Annotated in this window: 18 protein-coding genes; 3 read left to right on the forward strand and 15 right to left on the reverse strand. The window is 44.6% G+C overall.

What is annotated here, in order from left to right; translation table 11 throughout:
• Positions 1-9: 9 nt before the first annotated feature.
• From rnhB to rpsB, 15 genes are all read right to left on the reverse strand, one after another.
• On the reverse strand, positions 10-630 hold the full coding sequence (rnhB, locus tag L0992_12160) for a ribonuclease HII (protein ID XGB66467.1): 621 nt from the start codon (positions 628-630) through the stop codon (positions 10-12).
• Between the two features lie 47 nt (positions 631-677).
• Positions 678-1,874, reverse strand: a complete 1,197-nt coding sequence (gene lpxB / locus L0992_12165; protein ID XGB66468.1) for a lipid-A-disaccharide synthase — start codon at positions 1,872-1,874, stop codon at positions 678-680.
• Positions 1,875-2,003: 129 nt separating this feature from the next.
• Positions 2,004-2,792, reverse strand: a complete 789-nt coding sequence (lpxA, locus tag L0992_12170) for an acyl-ACP--UDP-N-acetylglucosamine O-acyltransferase (protein ID XGB66469.1) — start codon at positions 2,790-2,792, stop codon at positions 2,004-2,006.
• Position 2,793: 1 nt separating this feature from the next.
• A complete protein-coding gene (gene fabZ / locus L0992_12175) occupies positions 2,794-3,246 on the reverse strand; it encodes a 3-hydroxyacyl-ACP dehydratase FabZ (protein XGB66470.1) in 453 nt (150 codons plus the stop codon).
• Positions 3,247-3,339: 93 nt separating this feature from the next.
• A complete protein-coding gene (lpxD, locus tag L0992_12180) occupies positions 3,340-4,371 on the reverse strand; it encodes a UDP-3-O-(3-hydroxymyristoyl)glucosamine N-acyltransferase (protein XGB66471.1) in 1,032 nt (343 codons plus the stop codon).
• A gap of 5 nt (positions 4,372-4,376) precedes the next feature.
• Positions 4,377-4,877, reverse strand: a complete 501-nt coding sequence (locus tag L0992_12185) for an OmpH family outer membrane protein (protein XGB68731.1) — start codon at positions 4,875-4,877, stop codon at positions 4,377-4,379.
• 27 nt (positions 4,878-4,904) lie between these two features.
• Positions 4,905-7,310 (reverse strand): outer membrane protein assembly factor BamA, encoded by a 2,406-nt coding sequence (gene bamA / locus L0992_12190; protein ID XGB66472.1) that lies wholly within the window; start codon positions 7,308-7,310, stop codon positions 4,905-4,907.
• 48 nt (positions 7,311-7,358) lie between these two features.
• Positions 7,359-8,717 carry a sigma E protease regulator RseP gene (gene rseP / locus L0992_12195; protein XGB66473.1) on the reverse strand — a complete coding sequence of 453 codons (1,359 nt, stop codon included), beginning with the start codon at positions 8,715-8,717 and terminating at the stop codon, positions 7,359-7,361.
• Positions 8,714-9,922, reverse strand: a complete 1,209-nt coding sequence (gene ispC, locus L0992_12200) for a 1-deoxy-D-xylulose-5-phosphate reductoisomerase (protein XGB66474.1) — start codon at positions 9,920-9,922, stop codon at positions 8,714-8,716. Before ispC ends, rseP begins: the two co-directional genes overlap by 4 nt.
• A 50-nt stretch (positions 9,923-9,972) precedes the next feature.
• Positions 9,973-10,815, reverse strand: coding sequence for a phosphatidate cytidylyltransferase (locus L0992_12205; GenBank protein XGB66475.1), 843 nt, complete (start codon positions 10,813-10,815; stop codon positions 9,973-9,975).
• A gap of 15 nt (positions 10,816-10,830) precedes the next feature.
• Positions 10,831-11,583, reverse strand: coding sequence for an isoprenyl transferase (locus L0992_12210; GenBank protein ID XGB66476.1), 753 nt, complete (start codon positions 11,581-11,583; stop codon positions 10,831-10,833).
• A 98-nt stretch (positions 11,584-11,681) separates the two neighbouring features.
• A complete protein-coding gene (gene frr, locus L0992_12215; protein XGB66477.1) occupies positions 11,682-12,239 on the reverse strand; it encodes a ribosome recycling factor in 558 nt (185 codons plus the stop codon).
• A 97-nt stretch (positions 12,240-12,336) separates the two neighbouring features.
• Positions 12,337-13,068, reverse strand: a complete 732-nt coding sequence (gene pyrH / locus L0992_12220) for a UMP kinase (protein XGB66478.1) — start codon at positions 13,066-13,068, stop codon at positions 12,337-12,339.
• Positions 13,069-13,230: 162 nt separating this feature from the next.
• The gene (gene tsf / locus L0992_12225; protein ID XGB66479.1) at positions 13,231-14,076 is read right to left on the reverse strand and encodes a translation elongation factor Ts; all 846 of its coding nucleotides are present in this window, start codon (positions 14,074-14,076) and stop codon (positions 13,231-13,233) included.
• A 141-nt stretch (positions 14,077-14,217) separates the two neighbouring features.
• Positions 14,218-14,949, reverse strand: coding sequence for a 30S ribosomal protein S2 (gene rpsB, locus L0992_12230; protein XGB66480.1), 732 nt, complete (start codon positions 14,947-14,949; stop codon positions 14,218-14,220).
• Between the two features lie 457 nt (positions 14,950-15,406).
• Here rpsB and map point away from each other — a divergent pair, with 457 nt between their 5' ends.
• The 3 genes from map (at position 15,407) to L0992_12245 (ending at position 19,597) form a co-directional block, all read left to right on the forward strand.
• On the forward strand, positions 15,407-16,285 hold the full coding sequence (gene map, locus L0992_12235) for a type I methionyl aminopeptidase (GenBank protein ID XGB66481.1): 879 nt from the start codon (positions 15,407-15,409) through the stop codon (positions 16,283-16,285).
• Positions 16,286-16,427: 142 nt separating this feature from the next.
• Positions 16,428-19,049, forward strand: coding sequence for a bifunctional uridylyltransferase/uridylyl-removing protein GlnD (glnD, locus tag L0992_12240; protein ID XGB66482.1), 2,622 nt, complete (start codon positions 16,428-16,430; stop codon positions 19,047-19,049).
• 164 nt (positions 19,050-19,213) lie between these two features.
• Positions 19,214-19,597: a DUF3461 family protein gene (locus L0992_12245; GenBank protein ID XGB66483.1), complete on the forward strand. Its 384-nt coding sequence runs from the start codon at positions 19,214-19,216 to the stop codon at positions 19,595-19,597.
• Positions 19,598-19,630: the final 33 nt, after the last annotated feature.

Genomic DNA, 19,630 nt, shown 5'->3' on the forward strand with positions numbered 1-19,630 from the left:
ATATAGAGTTTAATCAATGCCTAAAATACGTTTTACTGGCTTAAAGCTCTTACGGTAATGCTCGGTAACACCATGTTTTTCAATCGCTTCGAAATGCGCTTTAGTTGGGTATCCTTTGTGTTTCGCAAAACCAAACTCTGGATGTAGTTTGTCGAGTTCTTCCATCTCTTGGTCACGAACTACTTTAGCGATAATAGACGCCGCACTTATCTCTGCTACTCGTAAGTCGCCCTTTACAATAGCCAGGCCGTCCATTGGAAGTTGAGGAACACGGTTACCATCGATCAGTGCCATGTCAGGCTGAACGCTCAACCCAGCGATAGCGCGCTGCATGGCGACCATGGTTGCCTGCAGAATGTTCAACTCATCAATTTCTTGTGGTGAACAACGACCAACCGACCACGCCAAGGCTTTCTCTTTAATTTCAGGAAGCAGAGCAAGGCGCTTTTTCTCAGACAGTTTTTTTGAATCGTTTAAGCCTTCGATTGGATTATTTGGATCGAGGATAACCGCAGCAGTCACCACATCGCCTACCAATGGCCCGCGCCCTACTTCATCCACACCAGCAAACAACTGGTAACCTTGCGGATATTCAAACGGAGGAAGCTCTTTTTTCTCTTTTACTGCCATGACAATTCTCTTTGTAACTTATAATTCAGGCTTGATGGAGTGGCACTTTATGATTCAACAAACTCTCGACCGATCAATTTCAGCACCGCGTTGGCGGCTTGCTTATCAGCATCTTTACGAATCCAGTGGTGCATCTCAGTAAAACGTTCGATCAATGCACTATTGTCGGCTGATAGCATTTTGTCGACAGATGGGAACAAGAAGTCTGGGTGGCACTCTTCAAGAATGTGCTCTTTCACGATCTCTTCACCAGCCAGAATATTCGGCAGTGATACGAACTCAGTGATCGCTAGCTTCTTCACAATATAGCCAGTCAGCTTATTCACTTTGTAGCCAACAACCATCGGACGCTTCAGTAACATACACTCAAGAGCCACAGTGCCTGAAGCCAGAAGCACAGAGTCAGCAGCGGTAATCACGTTGGTTGCCGTATCTTCGACTAACGTAAATTCAAGCTCAGGTGCTGTCGCTTGCCAGATTTCAGTAAACTGTTTTTTGCGCTGCTCATTCACGAGCGCAACAACAAAATTGATATCAGGGTATTTTTGCTTAATGCGCTGGCACGTTTCGATAAATGGTTGAGCGATCAAACCCATCTCACCACCTCGACTGCCCGGCAATACGGCTAACCACTGCTTGTCTTGATCTAAGCCTAATAGCTCACGTGCATCTTGTTTGCTTGGTTCTAAAGGAATTGCATCAGCCAACGTGTGACCAACAAATTCACAGGCAACGTTGTATTTATCGTAAAACGCTTTCTCGAATGGTAGGAAAGCCAAAACTAAGTCGGTCGCTTTGTCGATTTTAAAGATACGCTTAGGACGCCAAGCCCACACGGAAGGGCTCACGTAATGAACCGTTTTAATGCCAGCGTTCTTAAGATCGAGTTCAAGTCTTAGATTGAAGTCAGGTGCATCAATACCCACAAACACATCTGGCGGGTTTTGAGTGAAATACTTCACCAGCTCCGCTTTCACTTTTAATAAGCGAGGTAAACGGCCAAGTACTTCAACTAAGCCCATGACAGCCAGCTCTTCCATCTCGAAAAGAGACTCACAACCAAGCGCCTTCATTTTTGGTCCGCCAATACCGACGAATTCAGCATTCGGGTACTGCGATTTGATCGCTTTGATAAAACCTTCACCAAGCGTGTCACCAGAGAGTTCTCCGACAACGATACCTACGCGCAGTGGTTCATTCGAAACAAAGCCCTTGCTGTTGGTTGCTGCTTCTTGCTGTGCCATAGTTTTCCAATTCCCTTCTTGCCTAAAACAAAAAAGATCGCCTAATGATTAGCGATCTTTTTGTTATACCAATCTGATTAAGTAATTATTGTCATACTTGCGCGGATTGGTACACAACCACATCCAGTATTAACGAATAATACCGCGCTCAGAGTTCTCTAGCATTTCTAGCATAGGAGCCACCGAAGTAAACTCTTTCGCCATTTCAACTAAAGCCGCTTTCGCTTCTTCAAGCGTTTTACCTGAACGGTATAACTCTTTGTACGCTTTCTGTAGTGCACGAATTTCTGGTTTCTCAAAGCCGTTACGCTTCAAGCCCACTAGGTTAAGACCGAATGGAGCAGCATGGTTACCCTGTGCAAGTACGTACGGAAGTACATCTTGAACAACAGCAGAACAGCCGCCAATGTATGCGTAAGCACCAATTGAACAGAATGGGTGAATCGCAGACAGTGCCATAACACCAGCGTAGTCGCCTACCGTTACGTGCCCGCCAAGAATAGCGTTATTACCAATGTGAGTATGGTTACCAACAATAACATCGTGCGCTACGTGAGCATTAACACAAAGTAGGTTGTCATCACCAATTACAGTGGTTGCTTTGTCTTGAACGGTACCACGGTGGATTTGAACCGCTTCACGAATTACGTTGCGATCGCCGATCACAACCGTCGTGTCTTCGCCGCCGTATTTCTTATCTTGGTTTTCTTCACCGATAACAGCGTGTGGGAAAATGCGGTTTTCTTTGCCAATGGTAGTGTGACCTTTGATCACAACATGCGACATGATTTCTGTGTCGTCGCCAATGGTCACATTACCAGCAATATAAGTGAAAGGCCCAACCGTCACGTTAGCACCGATAGTTACATCACCTTCGATTACTGCTGCCGGGTGAATTTTCGCTGTTTCATGAATCATATTAAAACTCTCTACGAGCACATTTAAGTTCAGCTGAACATACAACGTCGCCGTCAACTTTTGCTACACCGTTGAACGATGCAATACCACGACGCTCTTTTAAGAATTCAACTTCGATAACCAGTTGGTCACCAGGTACGACTGGCTTACGGAATTTTGCTTTATCAACACTTGCAAAGTAGTAAAGCTCGTTGCCAGAAGGCGCACCAAAAGATTTAAATGCTAGAAGGCCTGTTGCTTGTGCCATTGCTTCTAAGATCAACACGCCTGGGAATACAGGAAGTTGTGGGAAGTGGCCTGTGAACTGAGGTTCGTTAACAGAGACATTCTTAATCGCAGTCAGTGTTTTTTCTTTTTCAAAGCTAGTCACACGATCAACCATTAAGAATGGGTAGCGATGAGGTAATAGTTCCTGAATTTCAGTAATGTTCATCGTTGTCTGTTCAGTAGTCAAAGTCGTATTCCTATATATATTCTTTATTTAATTAGAAGGATTATAAACGAAAAAGACTCGCTGTACGCGAGCCTTTTATTAGAAATGCTGGAATTATGATTCCGCGCTCTTCTCGATAAGTTTTTCAACGGTTTTCAAACGCTTGTTCATTTCATCAATTCGATGAACACGCGTTGCTGTTTTACGCCAATCTTTGTTTGGCTGTAAAGGAATACCCGAAGAGTACATGCCTTTCTCAGTGATGCTGCGCATTACCATCCCCATACCGGTGATTGTAACGCCGTCAACGATTTCAATGTGACCATTAATCACACTGCCGCCACCAATAATACAGTACTTACCTATCGTCGTGCTGCCTGCAATGATAGTACCACCCGCAAGAGCAGAACCATATCCGATGTGAACGTTGTGAGCAATTTGAAGTTGGTTGTCTAAGATAACGTTATCTTCAATGATTGTGTCATCTAACGCACCACGGTCAATAGTAGTACACGCGCCGATTTCTACGCGATTACCAATGCGAACAGAACCCACTTGCGGGATCTTAACCCACTCGCCTTTCTCGTTCGCATAACCAAAGCCATCAGAGCCGATCACCGTGCTTGATTGAACTAAACACGCTTCACCAATCACTACTTCATGGTAGATGCTTACGTTAGCCCAAAGCTTAGTACCAGCACCAATCTTTGCGTTTTTACCAATGAAGCAGCCCGCGCCGATGATTACATCGTCACCAAGAACAACACCAGACTCAATCACAGCGTTTGCACCAATAGACACGTTTTGTCCAATGGTCGCATCACTTGCAATCGAAGCTGAATCAGCAATAGCCGCAGCGGGTGCTGGAGTAGTATCAAGCGCTTGAGCAACTTTCGCAAAAGCAACGTAAGGGTCATTAACCACAATCACGTTAGTCTTACACAGTTCACGCTCACTCTCTTTAACCATAATAGCGGATGCTTTACAGTCACCTAGGTGCTTGCTGTACTTCACGTTAGAAAGGAACGTAATGTTACCTTCTTGCGCTTTATCCATAGGAGCGACGGCTGAAACGGTAATAGTACCATCTCCGTGTAGCTCTCCCCCGGTAATCGTTGCCAATTCGGCTAAAGTCAGATTCTTCATAAAACTTATTTCAGTGCTTTAATTACTTTCTCAGAGATGTTGTATTCTGGCTTGCCGTATTGCAGAGCTTGAATATCAACGATCATGTCGTAGCCTTCTTTCTCTGCAACTTTCGTTACAGCATCTTGAATCACTTTGAATAGCTTCTGCTTCTCTTGTGCTTCACGACGTTGGCTTGCTTTTTCTAGTGCTTGAGCTTTGATTTTGTACTTGCTGTCTAGTTGACCTACTTCGATACGTAGCTTCTCAACTTCGTCAGGACCTAGTAGCTCGCCATCACGCTTAAGCTTTTCAATCTTCGTTTTTGCTTCAGCTTGAATGCTCTGTAGCTCAGCTGCTTTGTCTTTGAACTCTTCCTGCATTTTTTGAAGAACAACTTCACGCTGAGGTAGAGCCTGGAATACTTGTGCAGTGTTTACATAACCCACTTTTTGCGCAGCTTCAGCAGCTGTTGCAAAGAAAGAAGAGCTAAGAACTACAAGGCCTAAACCTGCTGCTTTAATCATATTTTTCAAAATATTGTCCTTTAAATATTAGAAAGTTCTACCAATGGTAAATGTGAAGAATTCCTCATCATCACCTTCGTAAATTTTAATTGGTTTCGCTAGAGAGAAAACCAGTGGGCCCATCGGTGACATCCATTGAAGGGCTGCACCATAAGATGAACGGTAATTCGTTGGATCAGAGTAATCGTAGTAGTACTGGCTGCCACTATTAGGTGCGCCACGGTCTACGAACTCGGTATCCCATACACTTGCCATATCGAAGAAGACACTGGTACGAATCTGGCTACGTGCTTCATCAGAAGCAAACGGCGTAGGTACGATTAACTCTAAACTTGCCAAGGCAACCGCGTTACCACCAACTGAATCATCCGTAGCGGTATCATAGGTTGGGTTGTTACCTGTGCTACTTCCATAAACGGCTTTCGGACCTGCCGAGTTAGAGCCAAAACCACGTAGGGTTGTAAAACCACCCGCATAGTAGTTCTCGTAGAATGGGAACAAGTTATCGTTACCATCCGTTTGACCATAACCATTACCATAGCCTAATCGGCCACGCATCAATAGTGTGAACTCATGCTTTTTGGTCAGCGGGATGTAATGTTTTACATCGTACTGCATTTTGAAGTACTGAGCATCAGAGCCTGGTACCGTCATTTTAGCGAAAGCACGTTGGTGGTTACCCTCAGTTGGGAAGAAACCACGGTTCAAATTGTTACGCGTCCATGAAATATTGATATCGAAATCATCAGTTAAGATATGTTCGTCACCGTATTGGTCGATACTTCTCGCGAACTGTTCAACCTGGATATAAGTCGGTACGTTACCGATCTTGTTGTGCGTATAGCCCACACCAAACTCGATACGGTTCAGCTCATCCATAGGGAAACCCCATGTTAAGCTAGTACCATAACTTTGGTTGGTATAGTCGACGATACCCGCTTCAGATGCTTCAAATTCGTTGTAGAAGATCTTACCGCCTAAACTCACACCATCAAGGTTCCAGTATGGGTCGCGGTAGTCTAAGCTCACGTTCTTTTGGTAATCGTTCATCATGGCACTTACACCAACACGGTTACCAGAACCCGCAAAGTTGTCTTGTTGAAGACCAACCTGGAAGCTCACACCCGATTCAGTACCATAGCCGACACCAAAGTTAATGCTTCCCGAGTTTGCTTCTTTAACGTTGTAAACTAGATCCACTTGGTCTTCACTGCCAGGAACACGTACTGTTTGTACGTCCACAGTCTCGAAGAAACCTAAACGGTTAAGACGGCTCTTACCCGTATCAATCGATTTAGAGTTAAGCCAGCTGCCTTCCATTTGACGCATTTCACGACGTAACACTTCATCTTTTGTCGAGTTGTTACCTGTGAAACGAATATCACGAACGTAGATACGGCTGCCCGCTTCTACATTGATCACAAGCGAAACTTCTTTCGTCTCGTCATTGAATTCAGGAATAGTACGAACTTGTGGGTAAGCATAACCAGACTCACCAAGAATACGTTTTACACCTTCTTCTAGTGAAGTCACAGAAGAGCCGTTGTACGTATCACCATCTTCAAATGGTACTAGAGCATCAAAATCAGCCTCACGGCCAATCAGCTCACCACGGAACGACACATCTTTAACGGTGTAAGCTTCGCCTTCATCTAGGCCAAGCGTAATATAAACACCTTTCTTGTCTGGAGAGATCGCAACCTGAGTTGAGTCTACCTTAAACTTAAGGTAACCACGGTCAAGGTAGTACGATTTCAGCGCTTCAATATCACCCGCTAAAACTTGCTTCTGGTATTTTTCATCCGCCAGGAAGTTCCACCACGCAACGTCTACGTTGAGGTTAAAACGGCTAAGCAGGTCAGCGTCAGAGAAGACTTCGTTACCGATAAAGTTGATTTGCTGAATCTTAGCGGATACGCCTTCAGTAAACACAAACTTAAGGTCAGAACGGTTACGCGGCAAAGGCGTCACAACCGCTTTTACTGTCGCGTTGTATTTACCAACACTGTAGTAAAAGTCTTCAAGGCCTTTCTCAATGTTACTCAGGGTTGTGCGGTCAAGAGCTTCACCTTCACGAACACCTGACGCATCTAAGTTTTGCTGAAGCTGTTCTTCTTTAATCGCTTTGTTACCAGAGAATGAGATGCTTGCAATGGTCGGTCGTTCTTGAACTTGAACAATCAATACACCTTCATCACGAAGTACTTTAACGTCCTCAAAGTTGCCCGAAGCATACAATGCACGAATGATCTCAGACACATCGCTTTCATCCACTTCATCGCCAATACGTACTGGCATTTTCAGTAGAGCTGCACCAAGTGCAACACGCTGCAAACCTTCGATCTTGATATCTTGAACTACAAAGTTTTGTGCTCCGTTCGCAGCCACACTAGTGGCCAATAGACTTGCGAACAGAATTTGCTTAATCGCCATACTTATTCTAATTATTCCTTGCTACTACCAATGCCTGTGAGAAACCATTCACAGACGAGTAAAATCGTTAAATATTGCCAGAGCCATCAATGAGAAGAGGATTGCCCCTCCCACTCGGTATCCCATTTCCTGAACTTTCTCAGGTACCGGTTTACGAGTAACGGCCTCAATAGCGAAAAACAGCAAATGTCCGCCATCAAGCATAGGCAGCGGAACCAAATTAATAATCCCTAAGTTAACACTAATCAGAGCCAAAAAGCCCAAGAAGTAAACCAGACCATAATCGGCGGTTGTACCTGCACCTTTAGCGATTGAAATAGGGCCACTCAAGTTGTTTAAGCCAACATCACCAACGATGAGCTTCTTAAGCATTGTCAGTGTCAAACCAATGATTTGACCTGTTTTATCAAATGCTTTTCCTACAGACTCAATTACACCAAATTGTAACTCAAAGCGATAATCTTCTGGCCATTCTGCGACTTCCGGAGCAATACCTGCATAGCCGATTGTCGAACCATCAGAAAGCTCTCGACTTTTCGGTGTCATAACCAATGACTGCTCAGCGCCATTTCGCAATACCACCAAGTCCAATGATGTCATTGGGTTTGCACGAATTAACTCAACAACCGACTGCCACTGTTCAATAGGTTGCCCGTTAATCTCGACAATTTTATCGCCAGCTTCAAGACCTGCGTCGTATGCAGCGCCATCATCAATGATTTGAGCGAGCACCGTCGATATCTCTGGAGAATACGGTCTAAAGCCCAGCGTTGTCATCGCAGATTCAGTTTCTGGGTTGAACGACCAGTCTGAAATATCCAATGTCATTTGTTGCTCAAAGCCGATGTCGTCTTGAGAAGCAACCGTCACTGTCATCGATTGATCACCAATGTGTGATATCAAACCCATATTGACTGATTCCCAATCTGCGGTTTTGATTCCTGAAATAGATTTAAGTTCCATTCCAGTTTCAATTCCGGCTTGTGCAGCAATAGATTGCGGAGTGACTTCACCAATCACGGGCTTAACCGCGGGTACGCCAATCAAAAATACTAACCAATACGCGAACACTGCAAAGATAAAGTTGAATGCCGGGCCTGCACCCACAATTGCCGTTCGTTTCCAAAGCGGCTTCTTGTCGAAAGCGTATTGCTGTTCATCTTCAGAAAGGTCATCAACACGACCATCGAGCATCTTAACGTAGCCGCCCAGTGGAATCACTGACAAGCTGTATTCAGTGCCATCACGGCCCACTTTACTCCAGATTGATTTACCAAAACCAATCGAGAATTTTTCAACTTTCACACCACAACGACGAGCAACCCAGAAGTGTCCAAACTCATGAACAGCGACCAAAATGCCAAGCGCTACGATAAAAGATGCGAAGTTCCACAGAATTCCACTCATGCTAGCTGCTCTTTAATAAATTGAATGGCTATTTGACGAGACATATTATCGAGCTCGAGAAGGCTTTCCAAGCTATCTAAGCCCTCAGAGTTATGTTGTTCACATACTTTGCTCATAACGTGTTCGTTAATGACAGCAATATCGGTAAACTTCACTTGATTGTTCAAGAAAGCATCGACCGCAATCTCGTTTGCCGCATTAATAGCTGTTGTTGCATGCTGACCTAAGTAGCACGCTTCAATCGCTAATCTCAAACACGGGTAACGACTAAAATCTGGTTCTAAGAAGGTAAGCTCGCCCACTTTAGTAAAGTCTAAAGGCTTAACACCCGCCTCGGTACGATTAGGGTAAGACATCGTCAAAGCGATTGGCGTTGCCATATCTGGTTCGCCCATTTGAGCAAGCACAGAGCCATCCTTGTACTGGACCATAGAGTGAATCACGGATTGCGGGTGAATGATGACCTTTAACTGCTCCTGAGAAGCATTAAATAGCCATTTCGCTTCAATGTACTCTAGCCCTTTATTCATCATAGTCGCAGAATCGACAGAGATCTTAGGACCCATAGACCAGTTAGGGTGTGCAATTGCACGTTCAGGAGTCACTGATTCGAGTTCAGCCACGTCGGTATAACGGAAAGGACCACCAGAACCAGTCAGAAGGATATGGTTAATGCCATTTTCTTCAAGGTCACAGCGACCTAGGTTGGTTTGTACATTCTGCGGAAGACATTGGAAAATAGCATTATGCTCACTGTCGACCGGAAGTAGTTCTGCACCGTATTTTTCCACGGCGTCGATAAACAGCTGCCCAGACATCACCAAAGCTTCTTTATTAGCAAGCAAGATACGCTTACCCGCTTTAACCGCAGACATCGTAGGAAGTAGACCTGCTGCACCAACAATCGCAGCCATTACTGTATCCACGTCTTCTAAAGAAGCAATCTGACACATGCCTTCAGAGCCTGAAAGGACTTTAACGCTTGGGTAATCTGCAGACAAGATTTCAGTCAACTGAGATGCAGCATCAGGGCAAGCCATAGCAACATAGCTCGGTTGCCACTTTTCAACTAACGCCAGCATCTTTTCAACATTCGAGCCGGCAGCCAGTGCAACAACCGAATAGAGATCTGGGTTTTGCTCAACGACTTTTAGGGTACTTGCACCAATTGAGCCGGTAGCGCCAAGGATAGTTAGATTTCGCATCACATATGACCGTAGAAATGTAATAAAGGGCAGAATCACTGCCCTTTTAATTAGAATGCTAAATAAAGCAGAGCAAAGACAGGGAATGCAGCCGTTAAGCTATCTATTCTATCAAGTATACCACCATGACCAGGAATCAGATTACTACTGTCTTTCACCCCAGAAACACGCTTAAACATGCTTTCAACAAGGTCGCCAAGAACAGAGATAACGACGGTCACAAGGGTAATAACAATCATGTGAAGCGGGCTGGTGAATTGGATATCAAATAAATCAGCGAAGATCCAAGCCACGATCACCGCAGTAATAATGCCACCAATCAGACCTTCAATGGTCTTGTTAGGGCTTACTGCTGGCGCCATTTTACGTTTACCAAAACTCTTTCCTGCAAAATAAGCACCGCTGTCTGCAGCCCAAACGAGCAAGCAAACAAACATCACCAATTTCGCACCGTGGTAAGGGTCTACATCAATACCATTAGCACGCAGGATAACCACACTCCAGAAGAATGGCAGCAGGGTCAGTACACCAAAGGCGTGACGAAGAAGAGAGGAATCTTTCCATGCCGGCATAGACTTAGGATAAGTCACAGCCATGCCACTTGCGATTACCCACCAAATCGAACCAATCGTTAGAATGGCGTAGTGAGCGCTCGATAAATTATTGAGACTAAATGCATCAAAAGGGATAAAAGCAAAACTTGCAGCACTTACCACAACCGTAGGAATCAACGCTAGATAACGCGATTTGCTTTCAACAAATTGAGTCCACTCCCAGTATCCCAATAGCGAAATAACTACTAATGAAAGAATAAACGTGGGAAGTGATAACTCGAAAATTCCTAGAATAACTAGGGGAGCCAAAATCAACGCCGTAATAATTCGTTGTTTCAAACCAAAAAATCCTTATTAACTGTCCATCAGAGCTTTAATTTGCTCACCGGTGCATCCAAAACGACGCTCACGGTTAACAAACCAAGTCACAGCTTCTACTAAGCTGTCTTCATTAAAGTCTGGCCAGAATTGTTCAGTGAAATACATTTCGGCGTAAGCCAACTGCCAAAGCATAAAATTACTAATGCGGCATTCGCCACTGGTACGGATAAGTAGATCAACCTCAGGAATATCTGCCATCGTCAGGTGTTGTGTAATCATAGCTTCATCAATGTCATCTACATTAATATCGCCAGACTTTACCTGTTGAGCAATAGAGGTCATTGCTTGCTGGATATCCCACTTACCGCCGTAGTTAGCTGCAATATTAATAACCATACCTGTATTGGTGCTAGTCAAAGCTTCCGCTTCTTCTATCTTCTTTTGTAGTCGATCATTGAAACGACTTTTATCACCAATAACACGAAGTTGTAGATTATTTTTATGAAGCTTTTTTACTTCACTCGATAGCACTGAAATAAACAGTTCCATCAAGATACCGACTTCTTCTTCAGGACGACGCCAGTTTTCGCTACTAAATGCAAAAAGAGTTACTGCTTTGATGCCAAGTCTGGCTGCAGAAGAGATGGTTTTACGAACGGCTTGAACACCGTTTTTATGACCAAAGACGCGAGGCTTGCCCTGAGCTTTTGCCCAGCGACCATTACCATCCATAATGATAGCAATGTGTTTAGGAAGAGAGTCTGTGAACGCTTGAGAATTATGCATAAAAGAGTGAATCAAATTCTAATAGTCGAACAGAGTAGCATAAAAAAACGCTGCACCGTGAGTACAGCGTTTTTCCGGAAAGAAAAGAATAGGGAAAATTAAACTTCCATCAACTCTTTTTCTTTAGTTGCTAGAACTTCGTCTACGTTCTTAACCGCAGCATCAGTTAGCTTTTGAATTTCGTCTTGTGCTTTACGATCTTCGTCTTCAGAGATTTCTTTATCTTTAAGAAGCGCTTTTAGATCGCCATTTGCGTCACGACGGATGTTACGGATAGCAACACGGCCACCTTCAGCTTCGCCACGAACAATTTTAACTAGGTCTTTACGACGCTCTTCCGTTAGCGGTGGAAGTGGAACACGGATAACCGTACCAGCAGACATAGGGTTTAGGCCTAGGTCAGATGTTAGGATTGCTTTTTCTACTAGAGGAGTCAGTGTTTTATCAAACACTGTGATAGCTAGTGTACGTGCATCTTCAGCGATAACGTTAGCTACTTGAGTCAAAGGAGTTGGAGCACCGTAGTACTCAACAGTAAGACCAGAAAGTAGGCTTGGGTGTGCACGACCTGTACGAATCTTTTGCAGGCTGTTTTTTAGTGCATCAACACTTTTTACCATGCGCTCTTGAGCGTCTTTTTTGATTTCGTTAATCACAATTTCACCTTGATTATGTTCTTTCTTCAAGAAAGCTTTTTATTTGGAGTGATAAGGATAAGCTTACCGAAGTATAACCTTCAGTAAGCCCGAAAAATTAGTCAGCGTCGCTGATTAATGTACCTTCAGTTTCACCCATAACCACGCGACGTAGTGCGCCTGGCTTATTCATGTTAAATACGCGGATTGGCATTTTGTGATCACGTGCTAGCGTAAATGCAGCCAAGTCCATTACTTTAAGTTCTTTATCAAGAACCGTGTTGTAAGACAACGTATCATACAGCTCTGCGTCTGGGTTTGCTACAGGGTCAGAAGTAAATACACCATCTACCTTTGTCGCTTTTAGAACTACGTCAGCTTCGATTTCGATACCACGTAGACATGCAGCTGAATCTGTAGTGAAGAATGGGTTACCAGTACCAGCAGAGAAGATCACAACGCGACCTTGACGTAGTTGGCTGATTGCATCTGCCCAGTTGTAGTCGTCACACACACCTTTAAGAGGGATTGCTGACATTACACGTGCGTTTACGTAAGCACGGTGTAGAGCGTCACGCATTGCAAGGCCGTTCATTACCGTTGCAAGCATACCCATGTGGTCACCAACAACGCGGTTCATGCCAGCTTCTGCAAGACCTGCACCACGGAAAAGGTTACCGCCACCGATAACAACACCTACTTGAACACCTAGTTCAACCAATTCTTTTACTTCTTGAGCCATACGATCAAGGATCGTCGGGTCAATACCAAAACCTTCTTCGCCTTGTAGTGCTTCACCGCTAAGTTTTAACAGAATACGTTGATACGCTGGTTTAGGGTTCGTAGTCATGGAGTTTACCTTCCAAAGAGTTGATGATTAACAGTCATGGATAAAAACTGAACATGTCAGTTCGCATTCATAACAGCTAACGTTGCGAGCAAAAAATAATTCACTATTCATAAAAAGACCGCAGCAATGGCCACGGTCTTTTTTCAAACAATACGCTAAGGATTAACCTTTTTGTACCGCTGCAACTTCGTCAGCGAAGCTCATTTCAGCAGCTTTCTCGATGCCTTCACCAACTTCTAGACGTACGAAGTTAGATACTGAAGCGCCTTTCTCTTTAAGGATAGCGCCAACAGTTTGCTTAGGCTCCATGATGAAAGCTTGACCAGTTAGAGAGATTTCGCCCGTGAATTTCTTCATACGGCCAACAACCATTTTCTCTGCGATTTCAGCTGGTTTGCCTTCGTTCATAGCGATTTCAACTTGAACTGCTTTCTCTTTAGCAACTACGTCTGCAGGTACGTCTTCTGGGTTTAGGAACTCAGGACGTGATGCAGCAACGTGCATTGCAACGTGCTTAAGAGTTTCAGCTTCGCCTTCACCAGCAACAACAACACCGATTTTCTCGCCGTGACGGTAAGAAGCTAGTGCAACACCTGAAACGTATTGTACGCGACGGATGTTGATGTTTTCGCCGATTTTTGCAACTAGAGCAACGCGAGTTTCTTCGAACTGTGCTTGTAGCTCTTCAACAGTTGCTTGAGAAGCTACTGCTGCAGCTGCAACTTCTTCTGCGAATGCAGTGAAGTTAGCATCTTTTGCTACGAAGTCAGTTTGACAGTTAACTTCAAGAAGAGCAGCTACGCCGTTCTCTTCTTTGATGATGATTGCGCCTTCAGCAGCAACGTTACCAGCTTTCTTAGCTGCTTTCGCTGCGCCAGATTTACGCATGTTTTCAATTGCTAGTTCGATGTCAGCGTTTGCTTCTACAAGCGCTTTCTTACATTCCATCATGCCAGCGCCAGTGCGCTCGCGAAGTTCTTTAACTAGAGCAGCAGTTACAGTTGCCATTCTCTATTCCTCGGTTGATTCGAAAATAAGGTAAAAATCAGGGGCCAAAATGAGGCCCCCGATCTAACTATAACTTAGCTTACATTTAATAAAGATTTCAAAATCTAAATTAGCTAAGCCAAGCGTGATTCAGAGCCGCTATTATTCAGCTTCTACAAAACCATCTTTTTCAGCAGCTACAGCAGCAACATCTTTGTTACGACCTTCTTTAACCGCGTCTGCAGCAGCGTTTAGGTAAAGCTGTACTGCACGGATTGCATCGTCGTTACCTGGGATAACGAAGTCAACGCCGTCTGGGTTAGAGTTAGTATCAACTACAGCGTAAACTGGGATACCTAGGTTGTTTGCTTCTTTAACTGCGATGTGTTCGTGATCAGCATCGATTACGAATAGAGCGTCTGGTAGGCCGCCCATGTTCTTGATACCACCAAGAGACTTCTCTAGCTTCTCCATTTCGCGAGTACGCATTAGAGCTTCTTTCTTAGTAAGCTTGTCGAAAGTACCGTCTTGAGCTTGCGCCTCAAGTTCTTTCAGACGCTTGATAGACTGACGAACAGTTTTGTAGTTCGTTAGCATACCGCCTAACCAGCGGTTGTTAACGTAGAACTGGTTGCTGTTGATAGCAGCTTCTTTAACAGCTTCAGATGCAGCGCGCTTAGTACCAACAAAAAGAACTTTACCTTTCTTCTCGCCAACTTTAGCGATTTCAGCTAGAGCGTCGTTGAACATTGGTACAGTTTTTTCTAGGTTGATGATATGTACTTTGTTACGAGCACCAAAGATGAATGGCTTCATTTTTGGGTTCCAGTAACGAGTTTGGTGACCGAAGTGAACACCAGCTTTAAGCATATCGCGCATTGATACAGTTGCCATTTTAAAATCCTCTATGGGGTTAGGCCTCCACATCCCCCATGAATCCGACCCCTAACAACTAACCACTTTTCAGCCGTTATTCGTGTTGTTGAGGCACCCCGGAACATGTGTCGGAATGTGTGTGATTTAAAGATATAAGTTAGTAGACACAAAGTCAGTTTCGCCAATTGAAGAAAACAGTCCTGATGTCCGGCGCGCTTTATACCATATTTTGTCTATCTATGGCTAGAAAAAAATCTAAAAATGGCGACTGCTATACTGATCCCTAAAGGCGAATTTCCTCTATAAATAGTGTCCCTTTCCAATCGCTTCGGTATCAACAAACCGAACATTATTCACTCAGGTTGAGAAGTATCCACCAGCATTGTACGGATATGGGAATGTTGCGCTAAATTGCTGCACTGATAGAATAGCCCCAATATGCACACTTAGGTGCTACCAAATTAAGAGATATGCAATGGCTGTAAAAATTAAAACTGCTGAAGAAATTGAAAAAATGCGCGTCGCCGGCAAGCTGGCTTCTGAAATTCTAGAGATGATTGAACCTCACATTCAAGTGGGTACAACGACAGAAGAGCTAAACCAAATCTGTCACGAGTACGCTCTAGAAAGAGGCGCATACTCAGCACCACTTGATTACCACGGTTTCCCTAAGTCAATCTGTACGTCTATCAACCACATTGTGTGCCACGGTATTCCAGCGTCACAAGATGAGACTGGCAGCACAGGTCAATTCAAACCTGCAGTATTGAAAGATGGCGACATTCTAAACGTTGATATCACTGTGATTGTTCCTGATGACGAAAACGCAGATCTAAGCACTCGTCCACAAGGCTACCACGGTGACACATCTAAGATGTTCCTAGTGGGTGAAGTATCACCGGCTAACAAACGTCTGTGCATGGTTGCTCAAGAAGCACTTTACGAAGGCATGCGCCAAGTTAAGCCAGGTGTTCAACTTGGCCAAATCGGTACCGCTATCGAGAAGTACATCAAAACAAACAACAAGAACAACCCACGTGCGAAGTTCTCTATTGTTAAAGATTACTGTGGTCACGGCATCGGTTCTGAGTTCCACGAAGATCCACAAGTGGTTCACTACAAAAACAACGACCGCACTGTGCTAAAAGCAGGCATGTGTTTCACTATCGAGCCAATGATCAATGCTGGTAAGTTTGGCTGTCGTCTTGATGACCAAGATAGCTGGACAGTGTACACAGCAGACAGCAAAAACTCGGCGCAGTGGGAACACACACTGGTTGTGACTGATACAGGTTGTGAAGTACTCACACTACGCAGCGACGATACAATTCCACGTATCATGAAGAACGCTTAGTTCATCGAACTGAACGCATCAGCCTTCTAAAAATATCCTCGCTCTGTCGAGGATATTTTTTTTACCCACTCAATTTCGATTTTCCATCAGCTTCTGTTAAATTGTTTACTATTCTCATTTGCTTGCACGGATAGCAGACCCTATGCCTTATCAATGCCCTCTTACGTTCAATGACGAACAAATTGAAATCTGCGAATTAAAAAATCAGCTCGAGATCTTCACGCAGTATCAAAAAAATGAATTCCTGAATCATCACCCAGTTACCGACTTAGTGTTACTGCGCTCCGAATACATGGACTTGCTTCTTAATCGACTATGGGAACATTTTGGATTCAACAAACTGCCTCATATATCACTCGTCGCGGTAGGTGGTTATGGCCGTGGTGAACTTCACCCCTTGTCTGACATTGATATCCTTATCGTCTCGCAGAAAACATTGCCACCAGCGCTCGGTGAAAAAGTCAGCCAGTTCATCACCCTACTCTGGGATTTAAGACTCGAAGTCGGCCACGCGGTTCGTACCATTGCCGAATGTCTTGATATCGGCATTGATGACTTAACCGTTGCAACTAACCTGCAAGAGTCGCGTTTATTGTGCGGCAGTGAAGACACCTTCCAAGAGTTAAAACTGAAGATTCATTCTGATTCATTTTGGCCAAGTGAGACTTTCTATAAGGCTAAGATTCAAGAACAAAGAGAGCGTCACGCTCGCTACCACGACACCACTTACAATCTTGAACCCGATATCAAATCGACTCCGGGCGGACTCAGAGACATCCATACCCTGAGCTGGGTTGCGCGTCGACACTTCGGTGCCACATCTTTGCTTGAGATGAGTAAGTACGGCTTTCTGACTGATGCCGAGTATCGTGAGCTTGTTGAGTGCCAAGATTTCCTATGGCGTGTTCGCTTTGCGCTGCATATTGAATTGCGCCGCTACGACAACCGCCTGACGTTTGCTCATCAAGCTCAAGTCGCTGAACATTTAGGTTATACGGGCGAAGGCAACCGTGGCGTCGAGATGATGATGAAAGAGTTCTACCGCACGCTTCGTCGTGTCGCAGAACTCAACAAGATGCTGCTTAAATTATTCGATCAAGCGATCATTAATGGTGGTCAGACTCAAGACGCTGAGATTCTCGACAATGACTTCCAGCGCCGTGGTTCACTGATTGAAGCACGCAAGCCTGCTCTATTCCAAGCTAGACCAGAAACCATTCTCGATATGTTTATCCATATCGCGAATGACTCCTCTATCGAAGGCGTTAGCCCACCAACATTGCGACAGCTGCGTACGGCACGTCGTCGATTAAACCGATTCCTGCATACGATTCCAGAGGCTCGCGAGAAATTCATGGCCTTGGTTCGTCACCCTAATGCTTTGCACAAAGCCTTTAGCTTGATGCACAAACTGGGCGTACTCTCGGCTTACTTGCCACAATGGAGCCAGATTGTCGGTCAGATGCAGTTTGACCTGTTCCATGTTTATACCGTTGATGAACACAGTATTCGCCTTCTCAAACACATCAATCGTTTTAGCCAAGTTGAAAACCACGACAAGCACCCTATCTGTTGTGAAGTGTATCCTCGCGTGCAGAAGAAAGAGTTGCTGATCCTTGCGGCTATCTTCCACGATATTGGTAAGGGACGTGGCGGTGACCACTCAGAGATTGGCGCGGTTGAGGCTTACTCTTTCTGTATTGAACATGGGTTATCGAAGCCAGAAGCGAAGCAAGTAGCATGGTTAGTACAAAACCACCTATTGATGTCTGTTACTGCGCAGCGTCGTGATATCTACGACCCTGATGTAATTACCGAGTTCGCCAAGAAAGTGCGTGATGAAGAATCATTAGAGCTACTGGTGTGCTTAACCGTCGCCGACATCTGTGCAACCAACCCAGAGCTTTGGAACAGTTGGAAACGCACCCTGTTAGCAGAGCTATTCCACTCAACACAGCGTGCATTGCGTCGCGGCTTAGAAAACCCTGTCGATGTACGAGACCGTATTCGTCACAACCAACAAATGGCGTCAGCTTTGTTGCGTAAAGAGGGGTTCACCGCTCGTGAAATTGAAGTGTTGTGGCAACGCTTCAAAGCAGACTACTTCTTACGTCACACCCACAAACAAATCGCTTGGCACTGTGAGCACTTACTTCGCCTAGAAGACCCAAGCCAACCGCTCGTGCTGATCAGCAAAAAAGCGACGCGTGGCGGGACTGAGGTATTCGTTTACTGCAAAGACCAAGCAGCACTTTTCGCGACTGTGGTTGCCGAGCTTGATAGACGTAACTTTAACGTTCACGACGCTCAGGTCATGGTCAGCAAAGATGGTCATGTTTTGGATACCTTTATCGTACTTGACCAACATGGTGAAGCGATTGATGAAGCGAGGCACAAAGCCGTAGCTAAGCACCTGACTCATGTTCTGGCTGATGGCCGTCCAACGAAGATCAAGACACGCCGTACACCTCGTAACTTACAGCACTTCAAGGTGAAGACTTTGGTTGAGTTCCTACCAACCAAGAGCAAAAAGCGCACCTTAATGGAGTTAAGAGCACTAGATACACCAGGGCTATTGGCTCAAGTAGGTGCGACTTTTGCTGAGTTAGACATTAATTTGCACGGCGCAAAAATCACCACTATCGGTGAACGAGCAGAAGATTTGTTCATTCTGACCAGTGAAGCGGGAGGAAGGCTTTCTGAAGAACAAGAGCAAGCGTTGAGAGAAAGATTAACGGAACATGTTTCTGAACTTGCGCCTTAAAAAGAGAATCTAACCATCGAATAAATGTGGGGAAAGATAGAGAGCGATCTTGCCCACAACTTACAATCAATTCCCAGATATCAACTATCTAGCTCGTCGTTAGGCTGCTACATTGATTAAGTCAATTACATAAAAGTATTACATTCATAAACTAGAGGTCGCTTATGTATCCAAACCTCACTGGCTTAGGTATCCACGAACCTAAACAGATTGAACGTTACTCCCTTCGCCAAGAAGCGCACAAAGATATCCTGAAGATTTACTTTCGTAAGCAGAAAGGTGAACTGTTCGCGAAAAGCGTTAAGTTTAAGTACCCACGACAAGTAAAAAGTGTGCTTGTTAGCGGTGGCAATAATCAATACAAAGAAGTGACTGAGATAAACCGCAACCTCACTCTTGTGATTGATGAACTGAACAAGATCACCAAACCGACACCAACCACTGAGATGGATGTGAAGCAGAAGATCCTTACTGACTTGCGCCACCTAGAAAAAGTAGTATCGAGCAAGATCTCTGAGATCGAAGCCGATCTAGAAAAACTAAAATGATCCAGAGAACAGACAACTAACAACCATTAGTTG

Source organism: Vibrio pomeroyi (genome assembly GCA_041879425.1).
Classification (GTDB): domain Bacteria; phylum Pseudomonadota; class Gammaproteobacteria; order Enterobacterales; family Vibrionaceae; genus Vibrio; species Vibrio pomeroyi_A.

Coding starts and splice junctions, on each gene's coding strand:
- rnhB (XGB66467.1), bottom strand. CDS start 630: ATGGCAGTAAAAGAGAAAAAAGAGCTTCCTCCGTTTGAATATCCGCAA.
- lpxB (XGB66468.1), bottom strand. CDS start 1,874: ATGGCACAGCAAGAAGCAGCAACCAACAGCAAGGGCTTTGTTTCGAAT.
- lpxA (XGB66469.1), bottom strand. CDS start 2,792: ATGATTCATGAAACAGCGAAAATTCACCCGGCAGCAGTAATCGAAGGT.
- lpxD (XGB66471.1), bottom strand. CDS start 4,371: ATGAAGAATCTGACTTTAGCCGAATTGGCAACGATTACCGGGGGAGAG.
- L0992_12185 (XGB68731.1), bottom strand. CDS start 4,877: ATGATTAAAGCAGCAGGTTTAGGCCTTGTAGTTCTTAGCTCTTCTTTC.
- bamA (XGB66472.1), bottom strand. CDS start 7,310: ATGGCGATTAAGCAAATTCTGTTCGCAAGTCTATTGGCCACTAGTGTG.
- rseP (XGB66473.1), bottom strand. CDS start 8,717: ATGAGTGGAATTCTGTGGAACTTCGCATCTTTTATCGTAGCGCTTGGC.
- ispC (XGB66474.1), bottom strand. CDS start 9,922: ATGCGAAATCTAACTATCCTTGGCGCTACCGGCTCAATTGGTGCAAGT.
- L0992_12210 (XGB66476.1), bottom strand. CDS start 11,583: ATGCATAATTCTCAAGCGTTCACAGACTCTCTTCCTAAACACATTGCT.
- pyrH (XGB66478.1), bottom strand. CDS start 13,068: ATGACTACGAACCCTAAACCAGCGTATCAACGTATTCTGTTAAAACTT.
- tsf (XGB66479.1), bottom strand. CDS start 14,076: ATGGCAACTGTAACTGCTGCTCTAGTTAAAGAACTTCGCGAGCGCACT.
- rpsB (XGB66480.1), bottom strand. CDS start 14,949: ATGGCAACTGTATCAATGCGCGATATGCTTAAAGCTGGTGTTCACTTC.
- map (XGB66481.1), top strand. CDS start 15,407: ATGGCTGTAAAAATTAAAACTGCTGAAGAAATTGAAAAAATGCGCGTC.
- glnD (XGB66482.1), top strand. CDS start 16,428: ATGCCTTATCAATGCCCTCTTACGTTCAATGACGAACAAATTGAAATC.
- L0992_12245 (XGB66483.1), top strand. CDS start 19,214: ATGTATCCAAACCTCACTGGCTTAGGTATCCACGAACCTAAACAGATT.